The sequence below is a fragment of the Rhizobium sp. CCGE 510 genome (assembly GCF_000292525.1).
In the GTDB taxonomy this organism is placed as follows: domain Bacteria; phylum Pseudomonadota; class Alphaproteobacteria; order Rhizobiales; family Rhizobiaceae; genus Rhizobium.
Genome location: NZ_AEYF01000055.1, coordinates 163,171 through 178,800, shown reverse-complemented (window position 1 = coordinate 178,800; position 15,630 = coordinate 163,171). Strand labels below are relative to the sequence as shown.

General features: G+C 60.8%; 15 protein-coding genes and 1 riboswitch. Of the genes, 10 read left to right on the top strand and 5 right to left on the bottom strand.

The window, feature by feature from the left end; translation table 11 throughout:
- Window positions 1–8: 8 nt before the first annotated feature.
- From RCCGE510_RS31710 to RCCGE510_RS31695, 4 genes are all read left to right on the top strand, one after another.
- Entirely contained in the window at window positions 9–1,589 is a 1,581-nt protein-coding gene (locus RCCGE510_RS31710; protein ID WP_007637301.1) for a cytochrome ubiquinol oxidase subunit I, read from the top strand.
- Between the two features lie 6 nt (window positions 1,590–1,595).
- Complete coding sequence (gene cydB, locus RCCGE510_RS31705; RefSeq protein WP_007637298.1) at window positions 1,596–2,750, top strand: cytochrome d ubiquinol oxidase subunit II; 1,155 nt, start codon at window positions 1,596–1,598, stop codon at window positions 2,748–2,750.
- A gap of 93 nt (window positions 2,751–2,843) precedes the next feature.
- Entirely contained in the window at window positions 2,844–2,966 is a 123-nt protein-coding gene (gene cydX / locus RCCGE510_RS34335) for a cytochrome bd-I oxidase subunit CydX (protein ID WP_007637296.1), read from the top strand.
- Window positions 2,967–3,091: 125 nt separating this feature from the next.
- Window positions 3,092–3,370, top strand: coding sequence for a ribbon-helix-helix protein, CopG family (locus tag RCCGE510_RS31695; protein WP_037080615.1), 279 nt, complete (start codon window positions 3,092–3,094; stop codon window positions 3,368–3,370).
- A 420-nt stretch (window positions 3,371–3,790) separates the two neighbouring features.
- Here the strand turns inward: RCCGE510_RS31695 and RCCGE510_RS31685 are convergent, their stop codons facing one another.
- From RCCGE510_RS31685 to RCCGE510_RS31665, 5 genes are all read right to left on the bottom strand, one after another.
- On the bottom strand, window positions 3,791–5,794 hold the full coding sequence (locus RCCGE510_RS31685) for an aldo/keto reductase (RefSeq protein ID WP_007637291.1): 2,004 nt from the start codon (window positions 5,792–5,794) through the stop codon (window positions 3,791–3,793).
- A gap of 35 nt (window positions 5,795–5,829) precedes the next feature.
- The gene (gene ugpC, locus RCCGE510_RS31680) at window positions 5,830–6,912 is read right to left on the bottom strand and encodes a sn-glycerol-3-phosphate ABC transporter ATP-binding protein UgpC (protein ID WP_007637289.1); all 1,083 of its coding nucleotides are present in this window, start codon (window positions 6,910–6,912) and stop codon (window positions 5,830–5,832) included.
- Between the two features lie 12 nt (window positions 6,913–6,924).
- Window positions 6,925–7,761, bottom strand: coding sequence for a carbohydrate ABC transporter permease (locus RCCGE510_RS31675; protein ID WP_007637287.1), 837 nt, complete (start codon window positions 7,759–7,761; stop codon window positions 6,925–6,927).
- Window positions 7,758–8,618 (bottom strand): sugar ABC transporter permease, encoded by an 861-nt coding sequence (locus tag RCCGE510_RS31670; RefSeq protein ID WP_007637285.1) that lies wholly within the window; start codon window positions 8,616–8,618, stop codon window positions 7,758–7,760. The genes RCCGE510_RS31675 and RCCGE510_RS31670 overlap by 4 nt, the downstream gene beginning before the upstream one ends.
- 82 nt (window positions 8,619–8,700) lie before the next feature.
- Window positions 8,701–9,975 (bottom strand): extracellular solute-binding protein, encoded by a 1,275-nt coding sequence (locus RCCGE510_RS31665; protein ID WP_007637282.1) that lies wholly within the window; start codon window positions 9,973–9,975, stop codon window positions 8,701–8,703.
- 86 nt (window positions 9,976–10,061) lie between these two features.
- On the opposite strand from RCCGE510_RS31665, the gene RCCGE510_RS31660 reads away from it, so the two are divergent.
- The 6 genes from RCCGE510_RS31660 to RCCGE510_RS31635 all read left to right on the top strand — a co-directional run bounded on the left by RCCGE510_RS31660 (window position 10,062) and on the right by RCCGE510_RS31635 (window position 15,629).
- Window positions 10,062–10,979 (top strand): helix-turn-helix domain-containing protein, encoded by a 918-nt coding sequence (locus tag RCCGE510_RS31660; RefSeq protein ID WP_007637280.1) that lies wholly within the window; start codon window positions 10,062–10,064, stop codon window positions 10,977–10,979.
- Window positions 10,980–11,181: 202 nt separating this feature from the next.
- Window positions 11,182–11,290: riboswitch (guanidine-I (ykkC/yxkD leader) on the top strand.
- A gap of 73 nt (window positions 11,291–11,363) precedes the next feature.
- The gene (locus RCCGE510_RS31655; protein ID WP_007637278.1) at window positions 11,364–12,437 is read left to right on the top strand and encodes a putative urea ABC transporter substrate-binding protein; all 1,074 of its coding nucleotides are present in this window, start codon (window positions 11,364–11,366) and stop codon (window positions 12,435–12,437) included.
- 66 nt (window positions 12,438–12,503) lie between these two features.
- On the top strand, window positions 12,504–13,322 hold the full coding sequence (locus RCCGE510_RS31650) for an ABC transporter permease subunit (RefSeq protein WP_007637268.1): 819 nt from the start codon (window positions 12,504–12,506) through the stop codon (window positions 13,320–13,322).
- On the top strand, window positions 13,319–14,149 hold the full coding sequence (locus RCCGE510_RS31645) for an ABC transporter ATP-binding protein (RefSeq protein ID WP_007637267.1): 831 nt from the start codon (window positions 13,319–13,321) through the stop codon (window positions 14,147–14,149). Before RCCGE510_RS31650 ends, RCCGE510_RS31645 begins: the two co-directional genes overlap by 4 nt.
- The gene (locus RCCGE510_RS31640) at window positions 14,146–14,967 is read left to right on the top strand and encodes an urea amidolyase associated protein UAAP1 (RefSeq protein WP_007637265.1); all 822 of its coding nucleotides are present in this window, start codon (window positions 14,146–14,148) and stop codon (window positions 14,965–14,967) included. Before RCCGE510_RS31645 ends, RCCGE510_RS31640 begins: the two co-directional genes overlap by 4 nt.
- A gap of 11 nt (window positions 14,968–14,978) precedes the next feature.
- The gene (locus RCCGE510_RS31635; RefSeq protein ID WP_007637263.1) at window positions 14,979–15,629 is read left to right on the top strand and encodes an urea amidolyase associated protein UAAP2; all 651 of its coding nucleotides are present in this window, start codon (window positions 14,979–14,981) and stop codon (window positions 15,627–15,629) included.
- Window position 15,630 lies beyond the last annotated feature (1 nt).

Here is a 15,630-nt window from a genome sequence, read left to right as displayed (position 1 = left end):
AAAGACAAATGGAACTAGATATCGTAGCACTTTCGCGCTTTCAATTCGCGCTGACGGCGCTTTACCACTTCCTATTCGTGCCGCTGACGCTCGGCCTGTCCGTGCTCTTGGCGATCATGGAAACCGTCTATGTCATGACCGGCCGCCAGATCTGGCGGCAGATGACGAAATTCTGGGGCACGCTGTTCGGCATCAATTTCGTGATCGGTGTCGCCACCGGTATCGTCATGGAATTCCAGTTCGGCATGAACTGGAGCTACTACAGCTATTATGTCGGCGACATCTTCGGCGCGCCGCTGGCGATCGAAGGCCTGATGGCCTTCTTCCTTGAGGCAACCTTCGTCGGTCTGTTCTTCTTCGGCTGGGACAAGCTGTCGAAGGTCGGCCATCTCGTCGCCACCTGGGCGGTCGCTCTCGGCTCGAACTTTTCGGCCCTCTGGATCCTGATTGCCAATGGCTGGATGCAGAATCCAGTGGGATCGGCGCTCAATCCGCAGACGATGCGCATGGAGATCACTAGCTTCTTCGACGTGGTCTTCAATCCGGTCGCCCAGGCGAAATTCGTCCACACCGTATCGGCAGGGTATGTCTGCGCCTCGATCTTCGTGCTCGGCGTCTCGGCCTGGTATGTGCTGAAGGGCCGGCATATCGAGCTTGCCAAGCGTTCGATGACGGTGGCGGCCTCCTTCGGCCTCGCCTCGGCCCTTTCCGTGGTCGTGCTTGGCGACGAGAGCGGTTATCTCGCCACCGAGAACCAGAAGATGAAGCTCGCCGCGATCGAGGGCATGTGGAAGACCGAGCCGGCGCCGGCCGCCTTTACCGCCTTCGGCTTCCCCGATCAGGAAGCGCGCGAGACGCATTTCGCCGTCCATATCCCGTGGGTCATGGGGTTGATCGGCACACGGTCGCTGACGACCGAAATCCCCGGCATCGACAAGCTCGAACAGCAGGCCGAGGTCCGCATCCGCGACGGGATCAAGGCCTATGATGCGCTGGCGCAGATCCGCGCGGCGCCAGCCCAGGATCAGGTCGCCCAGGAAGTCCGCAGCTCCTTCGAGGAGCTCGGCCATGATCTCGGTTATGCCCTGCTCCTGAAGCGCTATGTCGACGATCCGCGCCAGGCGACCGACGCGCAGATCGCTCAGGCCGCGCGTGATACGATCCCGCACGTGCCGACGCTCTTCTGGTCATTCCGTATCATGGTCGGCCTCGGCATCTTCTTCATCTTGCTGACTGCCACCTTCTTCTGGCTGTCGGCGCGCCGCCACCTCGACAAATATCCACTGCTTCTGCGGATTGCCGTGCTGGCAATCCCCCTGCCCTTCGTCGCCATAGAACTCGGCTGGGTCGTCGCCGAATTCGGCCGTCAGCCCTGGGTGATCGAAGGCGTGCTGCCAACGGCTGCTGCCGTCTCCAGCCTCGGCGCCGGTACCGTGCTTTTGACCATCATCGGTTTTGCTACGCTCTACACGGTGCTGATCGTCATCGAGATGAGCCTGATGATCAAGGCGATCAAACAAGGGCCGGAGCCGGACGACGAGCCGGAAGCCGTGCTGATTTCCGAAGCCCTCGTCCCGGCCGCGGAGTGACCTGCCATGATCCTTCACGAACTCATCGATTATGAAACCCTGCGTCTCATCTGGTGGCTGCTGCTCGGCGTGCTGCTGATCGCCTTTGCGACGACAGGCGGCTTCGATCTCGGCGTCGGCACGCTTCTGCCTTTTGTCGCCCGGACCGATACGGAACGGCGCGTGGCGATCAATACCATCGGCGCCACCTGGGAAGGCAACCAAGTCTGGCTGATCCTCGCCGGCGGCGCCATCTTCGCCGCCTGGCCGCCGCTTTATGCGGTTTCCTTCTCGGGCTTCTATCTGGCGATGTTCGCGATGCTCTTCGCGCTCATCCTGCGTCCGGTTGGATTCAAATACCGGTCGAAGCGCGAAAGCGCCCGCTGGCGCACCGGCTGGGACTGGGCGCTCTTCATCGGCGGCTTCGTCCCGTCGCTGATCTTCGGCGTTGCTGTCGGCAATGTGCTGCAGGGTGTGCCCTTCCGCTTTGCCGACGACATGCGGATCTTCTACGAAGGCTCGTTCTTTGCCCTGCTCAACCCCTATGCGCTGCTCTGCGGCCTGCTTTCCCTAGCCATGTTGACAATGCATGGCGCGGCTTGGCTGGTGTTGAAGGCAAGTGGCCCGGTTGCCGAGCGTGCCAGAAGCTATGGCAGCATCGCCGCCCTTGCCGCCATCGTGCTTTTCGCGCTTGGCGGTCTCTTCCTATGGATCGGTGTCGGCGGTTATCGCATCACCAGCGATATCAGCCCGATCGGCCCCTCCAATCCGCTGTTGAAAACGGTGGCGCTGGAGCAAGGCGCGTGGCTTGCCAATTACACCACCCATTCGTGGATGATCGTGGCACCCGTCCTCGGCTTCGCGGGCGCGGCTCTGGCCTTCATTGCCATGCGGGCAAGGCGCGAGGTGATGACGTTGCTCTTCAGCAAGGTGGCAATCTTTGGCATCATCTCGACGGTCGGCGTCTCGATGTTTCCCTTCATCCTACCCTCCTCGCTCGATCCGCGATCAAGCCTGACGGTCTGGGATGCATCCTCCAGCCACATGACGCTGTTCATCATGCTGGTGGTGACGGTGATCTTCCTGCCGATCATCTTTGCTTACACCGCCTGGGTCTACAAGGTCCTGTGGGGCAAGGTTGACGAGAAATCCGTCACCGATAAAAACAGTCACGCCTATTAGAGCGGTTCAGCAGAACCGCTCTAACTTTTTGTTTTTTTCGCAATTCCGGACCGCTTCGCACTTTTCCTGGAGTTGCTCGATGGAGACGAAACAATGTGGTATTTCGCATGGATCCTCGGCCTGCCGCTGGCAGCCGCCTTCGCCGTCCTCAACGCCATGTGGTATGAGCTGATGGACGACGAGGCCAGGAAGAAGGCTTCCGAGCCGCGTAAGTAAAATGCAGGCCGCGCGGCTCGCACGGCGCCGCCTAAAGCGGATCACGCCGTCGCGAGGGCCAGGGCGCATTGACTTCGCTCGGTTTTGGGTTGCCGTGTAATTCACCGTATTACGGAGCGATAACCATGCTGAACAGTGAAAAATCTCAAGTTTCTCTAAGACTGCCGACGTCGCTGGTTTCGGAGTTTGATCGTATCGCCGCAATCCTTGAACGTGACCGTACTTGGGTCATGCAGAAGGCGCTCAGTCAATATCTTGCAACGGAAGGGGCCGAAATCCTTGCGGATGCTCAAGGCCTCGATGAACTGGATCGCGGCGACACTGTCGATCTGGAGGACGTGCTCGAGAAGACCCGGGCAATCGTCGATGCCGCCGAATACCGACGCCGTATGCGGGTGGGTTGATGCCTCCCGTTCGCCTTTCCAAAAGTGCAGAACGCTGGTTTTTGAGCAAGGTTGCCGAACTCGCAGAGATTAATCCAGCCGCCGCAAGGAAACTCGTCGAACGCCTGGAAAGGCAAAGACCTTCTTTCCTCGTCTCCCCAAATGACGGAAAGGGGAATCCTGGAAGGAACTCGCAAGGTGAGTATGCCTCCGCTCGTGCTCACCATTCGCTCACGAGACGGCATTGTCGAGATTGCGGCAATCAGAGATGCACGGCAGAATGATGCATACGCTCCAGTCGAGAGGTTGCCCGTGGACGACGATGACGAACTCCACCATGCGCAACACCCCCGGTAACCGAAGCTGCCGGGGGTGTTGATGGGTCAGATTTGACAACTAGCCAGGTAGGTGGCTGGCGGCTTGCACCGCGCCCTTGTTGGTTCAGCCTTCCAGCCACTTCACCTGATCTGGCGTCAGCTTGATGTCGAGCGCCGAAAGACTGTCTTCCAATTCGGCGACGGTGCGCGGCCCGATCAGCGGAATGACCGGGAAGGGCTGGGCGATCACATAGGCAAGTGCAATGTGGATCGGATTGCGGCCGAGCTTGTTGGCCAGTTCGATGGCGCGGTCGCGGCGACCGAAATTCCGCTCGGAATACCAGACCCGCACGACCTCTTCATCGTCTCGCTTGTCGCGGCCCGCACGATCGGTAAAGAAGCCGCGGCCCTGGCTCGACCAGGCAAAGTTCGGGATCTGCTTGTCGTTCAGCCATTTCTTCCAATCGTCATCGGAGGCGGCGACGCAGCCGGCCCAGATCGGGTCGAGCATCTCGGCGAGCGAAAAGTTGTTGGAAAGTGCTGCCGGCGCTGCCTTGCCGGTTTTTTCGGCATAGGCGATCGCCTCGTCGAAACGTGCCCGCGTCCAGTTCGAGCCGCCGAAGATGCCACGAATGCGGCCGCGCTTGACCTCGGCATCCATCGCATCGACGAATTCGCCGACCGGCACGTCGGTATTGTCGCGATGCATGAAGTAGATGTCGACATAGTCAGTCTTCAGCCGGGCGAGCGACTGGTCGAGCTGTTTTGCGATCATATCGGGATAGCAGAGCGGCGAATGCGCGCCCTTGCCGATCAGCACGATCTCCTCGCGCGGCACCTTGCGGCTGGTGTGCCAGTCGCCGAAGATCGCTTCCGTCTTGCCGGCCCCGTAGACATAGGCGGTATCGAAGACATTGCCGCCGGCCTCATAGAAGGCGTCGAGCGTCAGCGAGGCAGCGGCAAAGTTCGGGAAGAACTCGAAGCCGAGGGTCACGACCGAGGCCGGCTTGGAAATGCCGGGTATCTGGCGCCGCGGAATGCTGCTGCCGCGCGTTACCGCGCCGCCGGCAATGTTGGTCGTGCGTTTCTCCGCTTTCTCGATCCCATATTCGAGGCCGACAGAGGCGCGCCACTGGTCGAGCACGCGCAGGTTTCCGATCGAATCCGCCCAGCTCATGCCGGGTGAACTGAATTCGGTTCTGCCGGCGCGGATGGCGTCACCCGCTGCATCCGCCTCGAAGGAATAGAGCCAACGGTCTTCTTTGATTTCGACGGTTTCCTGTTTGCCGCCCTTGAAGATCTCGATCTTGCCGACGCCACCCTTGTGGCCGGAGGCGAACCAGAAGTCGGCCACTTCGATCCGGCCCTCGGAGCCGATGATGCGCAACACATTGTCCTGCTGCGCCATGATCGAGCAGGAGACTTCGGCGATGATCTCGTTCGGGAATTTAAGCACGGCGGACGCCCATTCATCGACGCCGCTCTGTCCAAGATGAGCGACACCTGAAACCTTCTCCGGTTCAAGGAAGGCCTTGTCCTCTGCAGCGCCGGCAATCAGTCTCGCCATCGAGACCGGGTAGCCGCCGACATCGAGAATGCCGCCGCCGGCAGTATCGTTGGCGAAAAGCCGGTGTTCCGGCTTATAGCTGCCCATGTTGAAGCCGAAGCTCGAGCGAATGATGCGGACGGTGCCGATGACGCCGCTCTTGAGGAGTTCGATCAGCTTTTCCGTCTGCGGATGCACGCGGTACATGAAGGCCTCGCCGGCAAAGACGCCGGCTTTCTTGGCTTCGTAATAAACGGCTTCAGCATCATAGGCCGACAGTGCGATCGGCTTCTCGACGAGGATATGTTTGCCGGCGCGCGCGGCCTTGATCGCCCATTCGGCATGGCCGGTATGGGGCACGGAGATATAGACGGCATCAACCTCGGGGTCGGAAAGCAGGGCCTCGTAACCATTGACGATGCGGGCGCCGGGGAAGTTTTCTGCCAGTCCGGGCTTCGCTGGATTGCGGGTGGCGATCGCCACCAATTTGCCGGTGCGCGAATGGGCGACGCCGTCGGCAAAGGTGCGGGCGATGGTGCCGGGGCCGATGATGCCCCAGCGGATCGGTTGATCGGAAGTCATGGAAACCTCTTTCGTCTTTCTGCCTTGGGAGGGATTTAGCGAAGCCGTTTGCCGGCGCCGTCGAAAAGGAATGTGTGGCGTGCGGGAAGGCCGACGGTCAGCGTCTCGCGATTGCCGGCGACGCGCGATTCCGGCCGCTCGATGATCATCTGCTCGCTGCCTATGGCGGCATAGATGTAGCTGGTGTTGCCGAGATGTTCGGCAACGTCGATGGCGACGGTGAGATCGGCATCGCCCATGCCCGCATCGACGAAATGTTCGGGACGGATGCCAAGCGTCACCTTCGCACCGGCGTCGATGGGATCGGCGACGGGCAGCGGCAGGCGCATGTTGGGGTCGCTTTCGAGCGCGATCACCACTCTGCCCGGCTGCGTCTCGACCACCACGGCCTTCAGGAAATTCATCTTCGGCGAGCCGACGAAGCCGGCGACGAACTGGTTGGCGGGATCGTCGTAGAGATCGAGCGGTGCGCCGATCTGCTCGATATTGCCGGCGCGCAGCACGACGATCCTGTCGGCGAGCGTCATCGCCTCGGTCTGGTCGTGGGTGACGTAGATCATCGTCGTGCCGAGTTTCTTGTGCAGCCTGGAAATCTCGACACGCATCTGCACGCGCAGTTCGGCATCGAGGTTCGACAAGGGCTCGTCGAACAGGAACACCTCCGGTTCGCGGACGATGGCGCGGCCGATCGCAACACGCTGGCGCTGACCGCCGGAAAGCTGCTTCGGCCGCCGCTTCATCAGCTCGGTGATCTGCAGGATCTCGGCGACGTGGCTCACGCGCCGCTCGGTATCGGCCTTCGGATTGCCGTTCATTCGCAGGCCGAAGCTCAGGTTTTCCTCGACGGTCAGGTGCGGATAGAGCGCATAGGACTGAAAAACCATGGCGATGCCGCGATCGGCGGGCTCGACGTCATTGACGACCCTGCCACCGATCTGAAGCTCGCCTGAAGTAATGTCCTCGAGACCGGCGATCATCCGCAGCAGCGTGGACTTGCCGCAGCCGGAGGGGCCGACGAAGACGACGAATTCACCGTCCTTGACCTCCAGATTGGCGCCATGGATGATCTCGAAGCCGCCGAAGCGCTTGACGATATTGCTGAGTGAAAGCTCTGCCATGCAGCCTCCCGATTATTTAATTGCGCCGGCCGCGATGCCGGCGATGAAATGGCGCTGAAGGGCCACGAAGATGACGAGGATCGGCGCCGTCAGCAGCACCGCTCCAGCCATGATGCCGCCCCAGGAGACCTTGGTGAGGCCGATCAGCGTTCCCAATGCCACCGGCGCCGTCATCATTCCCGGTCTGGAATTGATGAGGAGCGGCCAGAGGTAGTTGTTCCACGAGGCGAGAAAGAGGATGATCGCCAGTGCCGCCATGGTCGGGCGCGCCAGCGGCAGGGCGATGCGCAGGAAGATCTGCCATTCCTTGACGCCCTCGACGCGGGCCGCATCGAAAAGCTCGCCCGGCATCATTGAGAAGGATTGCCGCATGAACAGCACGCCGAGCGAGTTGAACAGTGGCGGCACGATCAGTGCTACCCAGGTGTTGGCGAGCCGGAACTCACGCGCAACCATGATGAATTGCGGGATGACCACCACGGAGAAAGGCAGCGTGATCGTGCCGATGATGATGGCGATGACGATGGAGCGGCCGACGAAACGGTAACGCGCCAGCGCCCAACCGGCCATCGAGGTCAGCATCACCGACAGGAAAGTATAGATGAGCGCAACGCCGACGGAGATCACCATCGCGCCGACGAAATCAGTGTCGGCCTGCAGGTTCTTGAAGTTCTCGATGAAGTTGGTCGATGGCCAGAGCACGATGTCTGGGCTGAAGATGCCGTTGTCGGGCATGGTGGAGAAGACGAACATCATCCAGAGCGGAAACAGCCAGATCACCGCAAGCGGCGCCAGTGCGGCGTGCAGCGCGATCCGGCGCAGGAGAAGGGATTGCGACCTGGATTTCATTTCGGATCCCTCCCGACCCAGAGATTGAGAAGCGAGATGACCACGGCAAGCGCCGCCATCGTATAGGCGATCGCCGAGGCATAGCCGAAGTTCAGCGAGGTGAAGCCCTGGCGGTAGAGCAACAAGCCAAGGGTCTCCGTGCCACCGCCCGGACCACCGCGATTGGTAATCAGGAAGGGCTCGGTGAAGAGCTGCATGGTGCCGATCACCGAGAGCACCACACAGAAGAGGATGATCGGTTTCAGAAGCGGCAGGGTGATATGAAAGAACTGCTGTACCTTGCTCACCCGGTCGAGCGTTGCTGCCTCGTAGACATCGTCCGGAATCGACTGCAGGCCGGCAAGGATGATGATGGCGTTATAGCCGGCCCAGCGCCATGTGACGGCGAGGATGATCAGCGCCATGGCGGCGTTGGCATTGTCGAACCAGGACACCGGGCTGAGGCCGACGGCGGAGATCAGCTTGTTGATGATGCCAAAATCGAGGCTGAACATCAGCCGGAATACCGCTGCATAGGCAACCTCGCCGACGACGACGGGCGCGAAGAAAGCAAAGCGGAAGAGCGGCCGCGCTTTCAACAGCGGCGAATTGAGCATCACGGCCATGACGGTCGCAAGGCCGATCATGACTGGCACCTGGATTACCAGGATAATCAGCGTGTTATAAAGAGCATTATAGAAGGCCGGGTCGTAGAACAGCCGTCCCCAATTGGCCTGGAAACTGTACTTCCACGGGTTGATGCGGGTATTCTGAAAGGAAATCAGAAACGAATTGATGATCGGCCAGACCCAGAAGGTGGCAAAGACCAGCAGATAGGGTGCAAGGAACGCGTAGGCGCTCCGGGTTCTGAACGGCATCAAGCCTCCTCCTCACGAACGAATGACCGGCCGCTTTGCGAGCCGGGAGAAAGCCGGGCGCCGAAGCGCCCGGCATCGTCATTCATTGCGCCACTGGAAGCCCCGTCGCCGAAGCGATCTGCTTGGCGGCGTCGTCGAGAGCTGCCTTCGCATCGGGATAACCGCCGGCGAAGAATTTCGTCTGCGTTGCCTTGAAGATGGCTTCGGCATCGCTCTGGAAAGCGGTGCCGCGGCTCGGCACGATCTTCGGCAGCGTCGCCAGGATATCGGCCCAGACCTTCTGGCCGCCCCAATAGGGCTGCGGTTCGCTGATGAAGGGGTCTTTTTCAGCCGAAAGCAGCGATGGCACCAGGCCGAATTCCTTCAGCATGGTGATCTGGCCTTCATTCGTGCCAAGGGCGTAGTTGACGAATTTCCAGGCTGCTTCCTTGTTTGCCGAGGTCGCCGAAATGGCGAGCGACGAACCGCCGAGATTGGCGGCGTGCGGGCCGTCGGCCGTCAGGCTCGGCATCTTGTAGACGCCCCACTTGCCCTTCAGATCGGGAGAGGTCGAGCGCACGGTGCCCTCATACCAGCCGCCATACAACTGGCTTGCGGACTTGCCGGCGGTATTGGCCTGGATCTTTTCGTCCCAGTTGGCCGCCGTCAACGTGCCGGCGTCCTTCATTTCCTTCACCTTCTGAAGCGAGGCGACGCAGGCCGGCTGGTTGATGGTGATATTCTGGCCGTCGGTCGAGTAATAGCCGCAGCCCTGTTCGTTGGCGATCATGCGAAACCATTCGCTGTCGCCGTTGAAATCCGCCTGCGCCATGACGACGCCGGGATTGGCGGCGGAAATCTTCTTGCCGGCGGCGATGAAATCGTCCCAGGTGCTGATCGTGCTCGGATCGACGCCCGCCTTTTCGTAGAGGTCGCGGCGGTAGAAAACGGCGACAGGGCCGGAATCCCAGGGCATGGCATAGGCGACATCGCCGACTTCAAGTTCGGTGCGCTTGAAATCAGGGAATTTCGCCTGGATCTCGGACGTGTAGCCGAGTTCCTTCAGATTGGCGAAGCAATCGGGGAAACGGCTCCAGAAGATTTCAGCCTCGAAATTTTCGATGCTGACAATGTCAGGCAGGCCGTCGCCGCCGGCTGCACAGGCAGCGAGCGTCTTGTCGAAAACCTGGCTGTTTCCAAGGTCCTCGACGGTGACCTTGATATCGGGGAACTGTTTGTTGAAGCCCGGAAGCGTGGACTTCAATGCCGACGCGGCGACATTCCAGCTCCAGATGGTGAGATTGGCCGACTGCGCGAATGCGGAGCCGGAAGCAAGCAATGCTACAGCTGCGGTGGCAGCCAGAAGTTTGAAGCGCATTGAAAATCCTCCCTTTTCAATTGCCGTCCTTTCACGAACCCGGTTAAACTAACTGTCAGGGAGCGGCTGTCTCCTACAAAGGGAATATGAATTTGGCGGAAAGTAAGGTTGGTGTGCGTGCAATCTATCAGCCCGGAGCGAGCAGCATCGAGGGTTCGCCGACGGCGCTGCAAATGTTTCATGCCCACCCGCCTGTGATGGCCATGCCGCACTGGCACGCGCAGGTGGAGGTCAACTACGTGATTCGCGGAAGCGTGCACTATCGCATGAGCGACCACGAATTCCGGCTGAACGCCGGTGAAATGTGTCTCTTCTGGGGTGGGCAGCCGCATCAGATGGACGAATCCTCCGATGATTCGCTCTATGCTGGTGCGCATCTGCCGCTCGTCTATTTTTTCCGGCTGCGCCTGCCGATCAGCATTTCCAGTCGGCTGATGAAGGGCGAGACACTGCTGACTTCGGCAACGGATGCCGCAGATATCGACAACTTCGCCCGCTGGTTCCGTTATGCCAACTCAGGCAATCCCGCCAAGTCCCAGCACGCCGTCGACGAACTGCTGCTGCGCATCGAGCGCATCGCGCTCGAACCTTATTCGATGACGTCGCTGGCGGCCATCAATCTCGACGGTGATCATCCACATTCGCATTCCTCGCGCAGCGTCGCCCGCATGTGCGATTTCATCGCCGCCAATTTCCTGCACGACATCGATTCGGTCGATATTGCCCGCGCTGCCGATCTGCATCCGAAATATGCGATGAACCTGTTCAAGCGATCGACCGGTATGACGCTCAGCAAATATGTGACGCTTCTGCGGCTGTCGCGCGCCCAGGCGATGCTGATGAGCGAAGGCGCCAACGTGCTGCAGGTGGCCATGGACAGCGGCTTCGGCTCGATCAGCGCATTCAACAAGTCCTTCCGCCACATCGCCGGCATGTCGCCATCGGATTTCCGCCGCGATATCCGACTGGTGACCACGGTTCCAGCCGGCGCCTTCCGAAATTAGATCCGTGTCGCAATTCGGCATTCTAGCGTTTGCTGCTTGCCTCTCCTCTGAGCAGAATAGGCCATCGCCTAATACGGCGGCAGAATGCGCACATTTTCTGTGCAAGTGCATGCACTATGTGAGCTGCCGGGAAAGAGAGCCTGTTCACTCTCAACGAATTCAACAATTTATAAGTTGGCACACCCTTTGCTTCGATAGTTGCAGAGTTGGTGGCTAGGGTTCCGGCGTCGCAAGGCGCGGCTGGTCCGAGAGCTACCACCGGCGGGGGAGACATCCCGTCGGGTGCACGGCGGGATAAAAGCCCGGGAGACCTCGTAAGCCAAGGGATTGGCGGCACGATGGTCATTGCCGATCCCTTTTGAAGAAAAGCAAAGGGGAATTTCAATGCAGACTTTTTCGAAGATCCTATCGATGGCCGCGCTGACGGCATCCCTGACGCTCGGGCTCAGCGCCGTCGCGAAGGCGGAACAGAAGACCGATTTCAAGGTCGCCTGGTCGATTTATGTCGGCTGGATGCCGTGGGGTTACGCGGCCGATCACGGCATCGTCAAGAAATGGGCCGACAAATACGGCATCAAAATCGAGGTCACCCAGTTCAACGACTACGTCGAATCGATGAACCAGTATACCGCCGGCGCCTTCGATGCCGTAACACTCACCAATATGGACGGCCTGTCGATCCCGGCCGCCGGCGGCGTCGATACGACAGCCGTGATCGTCGGCGACTTTTCGAACGGCAATGATGCCGTCATCCTCAAGGATAAGACGAGCCTTGCCGACATCAAGGGCCAGAACGTCAATCTCGTCGAATTCTCCGTCTCGCACTATCTGCTGGCCCGCGCGCTGGAAAGCATCAAGATGACCGAGCGCGATGTGAAAGTGGTCAACACCTCCGATGCCGACATGGTCGCTGCCTACAAGACGGCTGACGTGAGCGCGGTCGTCACCTGGAACCCGCTGGTCTCGACCATACTCGAGGACCCCACGGCCAAGAAAGTCTTCGACAGCTCGCAGGTGCCGGGCGAAATCATCGACCTGATGGTCGCCAACACCGGCGTGCTGAAGGACAATCCGAATTTCGGCAAGGCGCTCGCCGGCATCTGGTATGAGACCGCAGCGCTGCTGACATCAGACAGCGCCGACGGCAAGGCTGCGCGCGAGGCGATGGGCCAGGCATCGGGTACCGATCTCAAGGGTTTCGAATCCCAGCTTGCAGCCACCAAGCTGTTTGCCAAGCCGGCCGATGCCGTCGCCTTCACAGCCTCGGGCAGCCTGCCGAAGACCATGGATCTCGTCCGCAACTTCCTGTTCGAAAAGGGCCTGCTCGGCAGCGGCGCGCCTTCGGCCGACGTCATCGGCATCGAAATGCCCGACGGCAAGGTTCTCGGCGACAGCGGCAACGTCAAGCTGCGTTTCACCGAGACCTACATGAAGGCGGCTGCCGACAGTTCGTTCTGAGCGATGTCCAAGCAGCGGTGCGGTCCTGACCGCGCCGCCAAACCTTTCATCAGCGGAGCTTTCCCCATGCGCTGGATCAACACGAGGCCGAGCCGCGGCGCGCAGCTTGCCTTGACGCTGCTGCCCTTCGTGCTGCTGATCGTTGCCTACACTTTCGGCTCGGCGGCGCGGCTGGCGGACAACGCCAATGACAAGCTGCTGCCCGGCCTTGCCGGTTTTGCCGACGCGATCGACCGCCTGGCCTTCATCGCCGATCCGCGCACCGGCCAATATCTGCTGTGGTCCGATACCGGCGCCAGCCTGATCCGGCTGTTCGCCGGCCTCGGCATCTCGACGATCACTGCGCTTATCATCGGCATGCTGATCGGCATGCTGCCCTATCTCAGGGCGCTGCTCTCCCCCTTCGTCGCCGTCATCTCGATGGTGCCGCCGCTGGCTCTGCTGCCGATCCTCTTCATCGCCATGGGGCTTGGGGAAGCCTCCAAGATCGCGCTGATCGTCATCGGCGTCGCGCCGACGATGATCCGCGATCTTGCGCTGAAGGCGCTGGAGCTGCCGCGCGAACAGATCGTTAAGGCTGAAACGCTCGGCGGCTCCTCCTGGCAGATCGGCCTTCGCGTCGTACTGCCGCAGATCCTGCCCCGGCTGATCACCTGCCTCAGACTTCAGCTCGGTCCCGCCTGGCTGTTCCTGATCGCGGCCGAGGCGATCTCGTCGGATTCCGGTCTCGGTTACCGCATCTTCCTCGTACGCCGCTATCTCTCGATGGACATCATCTTTCCCTATGTCGTCTGGATCACGCTGCTCGCTGTGCTCATGAACTACATCCTCGATCGTATCCGCATTGCCGTCTTCCCCTGGTCGGAACTGGAGAAGCAGGCATGAGCGAATTGGTGATCGAGAGGGTCTGGAAGGAGTATGGCGACCAGATCGTACTCGAAGACGTGTCGCTGACCGTCGCCTCGCGTGCCTTCGTCGCGCTTGTCGGCCCGTCCGGCTGCGGCAAGACGACGTTTCTGCGCATGCTGCTCGGCCAGGAGCGGCCGACACGGGGCGCAATCCTGCTCGACGGCGAAGCGCTGCCGCAGGAGCCTGGGCCGGACCGCGGCGTCGTCTTCCAGCGCTATTCCGTTTTCCCGCATCTGACCGTGCTCGGCAACGTGCTGCTCGGACGGGAATTCTCCGCCTCCCGCTATAAGGCCAAGCTTCTCGGCGGCGCCCGGCGCAGTGCTATGGACGAAGCACGAACGCTGATTGCCGAAGTCGGCCTTTCCGGCGCAGAGGACAAATATCCGGCGCAACTATCAGGCGGCATGCAGCAGCGCCTGGCGCTGGCGCAGGCGCTGATCATGAAGCCGAAGGTGCTGCTGCTCGACGAGCCCTTCGGCGCACTCGATCCCGGCATCCGCGCCGAGATTCACACATTGATGAAGCGGCTCTGGCACGAAACGCAGATGACCGTCGTCATGGTGACGCACGACATGCGCGAGGCTTTCACGCTGGCAACACGCGTCGTCGCCTTCGAGCGCCGGCGTGACCGCCCTGAGGAAAAGCAGCGCTACGGCGCGACGATTACCAAGGATATTTCGATCTGGCCGCCGAGACTTGCCGGCGCGCCCTCCGTCTTCAGCCCCGACCGGGACGGCCCGGTCATTTCTCTGGGCCTTCGCCGGGACGACCCGGCTTCCAGTCCGTCAGGAGAAAAACCATGATGCATGTCAGGCGTTCGCCCGAAGAGATATCCGCCAACCGGCAGCGTTACGAGGAACATCAGAAGAAGGGGTTGGAATTCGCGCCGAAGGCCCTGCCGGCGCCGAGCCCCCTGCCCGCCGCCGCAATCGATGCGGCTGCGATCATCCATCAGGAGACCATCCCCGGCGGCTGGTACTGGTCGACCGCGCTGAAGCGCGGCGAGGCACTCCGCATCGATCAGGGCGAAGGCGCATCGACCGTGGCGCTCGTCGCCTGGAATGCCATCGACACCAGCGAGCGGCTCAATCTCGTCGATACGGTCAAGGTGCAGTGGACCACCTCCCTCGGAAAGGGCCGCGTCATCTTCTCGGATATGGGCCGGGTAATGTTTTCACTGATCGAGGACAGTTCGGGCGCCCATGACTGCCTGATGGGCGGCTCGACGGCAGCTTCGAACGCTGCGAAATATCCTGGCGCCAAGACGCGCAACACCCGCGACAATCTCGTGCTCGTCGCCGGCAAGCTCGGTCTCACCAGGCGCGACATCCCGGCGATCCTCAATCTCTTCGCCCCCGTCCGCGTCGATGATGACGGCGGCTTCCACTGGCGCGGCAAGCGCTCCAACAGCGGCGATTATGCCGAGCTGCGCGCTGAGATGGACATGATCGTCGGCTTTTCGAATTGCCCGCATCCGCTCGATCCCGACCCGGTCTTTGCGCCGAAGTCTGTCATCGTCACGCGCTTTCGCGCAGCCGCGCACGCAGCCGACGATCTCTCGCGCACGGCGACCGCCGAAGCCCTTCGTGGCTTCGAGAACAATGCCTCGATGCTGGCCTGAGGGGGATTGTTATGACCGATTTCATCAAGACTTCAGCTTCGCGCAGCCTCGAAAACGCCGTGCAGGACCATTTCATCCCGGCCGAAGCGCCGTGGTCCGGCATTGTGCGCAAGGGCCAGACCATCCGCATCGAAGACAGCTACGGACAGCAGGCGATCGACACGCTGTTTTACCGTGCCGATGACTTTACCGAGCGTTACTCCAACCAGGATACGATGCGGGCGCAGGGTGGCGCCTATATCGGCACCGGCACGAAAATCATCTCCAGCGAAGGCAATGTCATGCTGGTCATGACGGCCGACAGCTGCGGTCGACACGACACATCAGCCGGCGCCTGCTCCTGCGAGAGCAACACCGTGCGCTTCGGCCATGGCACGAAATACCTGCATGCATGCCGCGACAATTTCGTGCTCGAGGTGACCAAGCACGGCATGAGCAAGCGCGACATCGTGCCGAATATCAACTTCTTCATGAACGTGCCGATCAAGCCAAACGGAGAGATGACCATCGTCGATGGCATTTCCTCACCGGGCGACTACGTCGAGCTGGTGGCTGACATGGACGTGCTCTGCGTCATCTCAAACTGCCCGCAAATCAACAATCCCTGCAACGGCTTCGATCCGACGCCGATCCGGGTGCTGATCTGGGATGGCGAGGACTGAT

Excerpts from the sequence above, each read along its gene's own strand:
- RCCGE510_RS31710 (WP_007637301.1), top strand. The coding sequence starts at position 9 with ATGGAACTAGATATCGTAGCACTTTCGCGCTTTCAATTCGCGCTGACG.
- cydB (WP_007637298.1), top strand. The coding sequence starts at position 1,596 with ATGATCCTTCACGAACTCATCGATTATGAAACCCTGCGTCTCATCTGG.
- cydX (WP_007637296.1), top strand. The coding sequence starts at position 2,844 with ATGTGGTATTTCGCATGGATCCTCGGCCTGCCGCTGGCAGCCGCCTTC.
- RCCGE510_RS31695 (WP_037080615.1), top strand. The coding sequence starts at position 3,092 with ATGCTGAACAGTGAAAAATCTCAAGTTTCTCTAAGACTGCCGACGTCG.
- RCCGE510_RS31685 (WP_007637291.1), bottom strand. The coding sequence starts at position 5,794 with ATGACTTCCGATCAACCGATCCGCTGGGGCATCATCGGCCCCGGCACC.
- ugpC (WP_007637289.1), bottom strand. The coding sequence starts at position 6,912 with ATGGCAGAGCTTTCACTCAGCAATATCGTCAAGCGCTTCGGCGGCTTC.
- RCCGE510_RS31675 (WP_007637287.1), bottom strand. The coding sequence starts at position 7,761 with ATGAAATCCAGGTCGCAATCCCTTCTCCTGCGCCGGATCGCGCTGCAC.
- RCCGE510_RS31670 (WP_007637285.1), bottom strand. The coding sequence starts at position 8,618 with ATGCCGTTCAGAACCCGGAGCGCCTACGCGTTCCTTGCACCCTATCTG.
- RCCGE510_RS31665 (WP_007637282.1), bottom strand. The coding sequence starts at position 9,975 with ATGCGCTTCAAACTTCTGGCTGCCACCGCAGCTGTAGCATTGCTTGCT.
- RCCGE510_RS31660 (WP_007637280.1), top strand. The coding sequence starts at position 10,062 with ATGAATTTGGCGGAAAGTAAGGTTGGTGTGCGTGCAATCTATCAGCCC.
- RCCGE510_RS31655 (WP_007637278.1), top strand. The coding sequence starts at position 11,364 with ATGCAGACTTTTTCGAAGATCCTATCGATGGCCGCGCTGACGGCATCC.
- RCCGE510_RS31650 (WP_007637268.1), top strand. The coding sequence starts at position 12,504 with ATGCGCTGGATCAACACGAGGCCGAGCCGCGGCGCGCAGCTTGCCTTG.
- RCCGE510_RS31645 (WP_007637267.1), top strand. The coding sequence starts at position 13,319 with ATGAGCGAATTGGTGATCGAGAGGGTCTGGAAGGAGTATGGCGACCAG.
- RCCGE510_RS31640 (WP_007637265.1), top strand. The coding sequence starts at position 14,146 with ATGATGCATGTCAGGCGTTCGCCCGAAGAGATATCCGCCAACCGGCAG.
- RCCGE510_RS31635 (WP_007637263.1), top strand. The coding sequence starts at position 14,979 with ATGACCGATTTCATCAAGACTTCAGCTTCGCGCAGCCTCGAAAACGCC.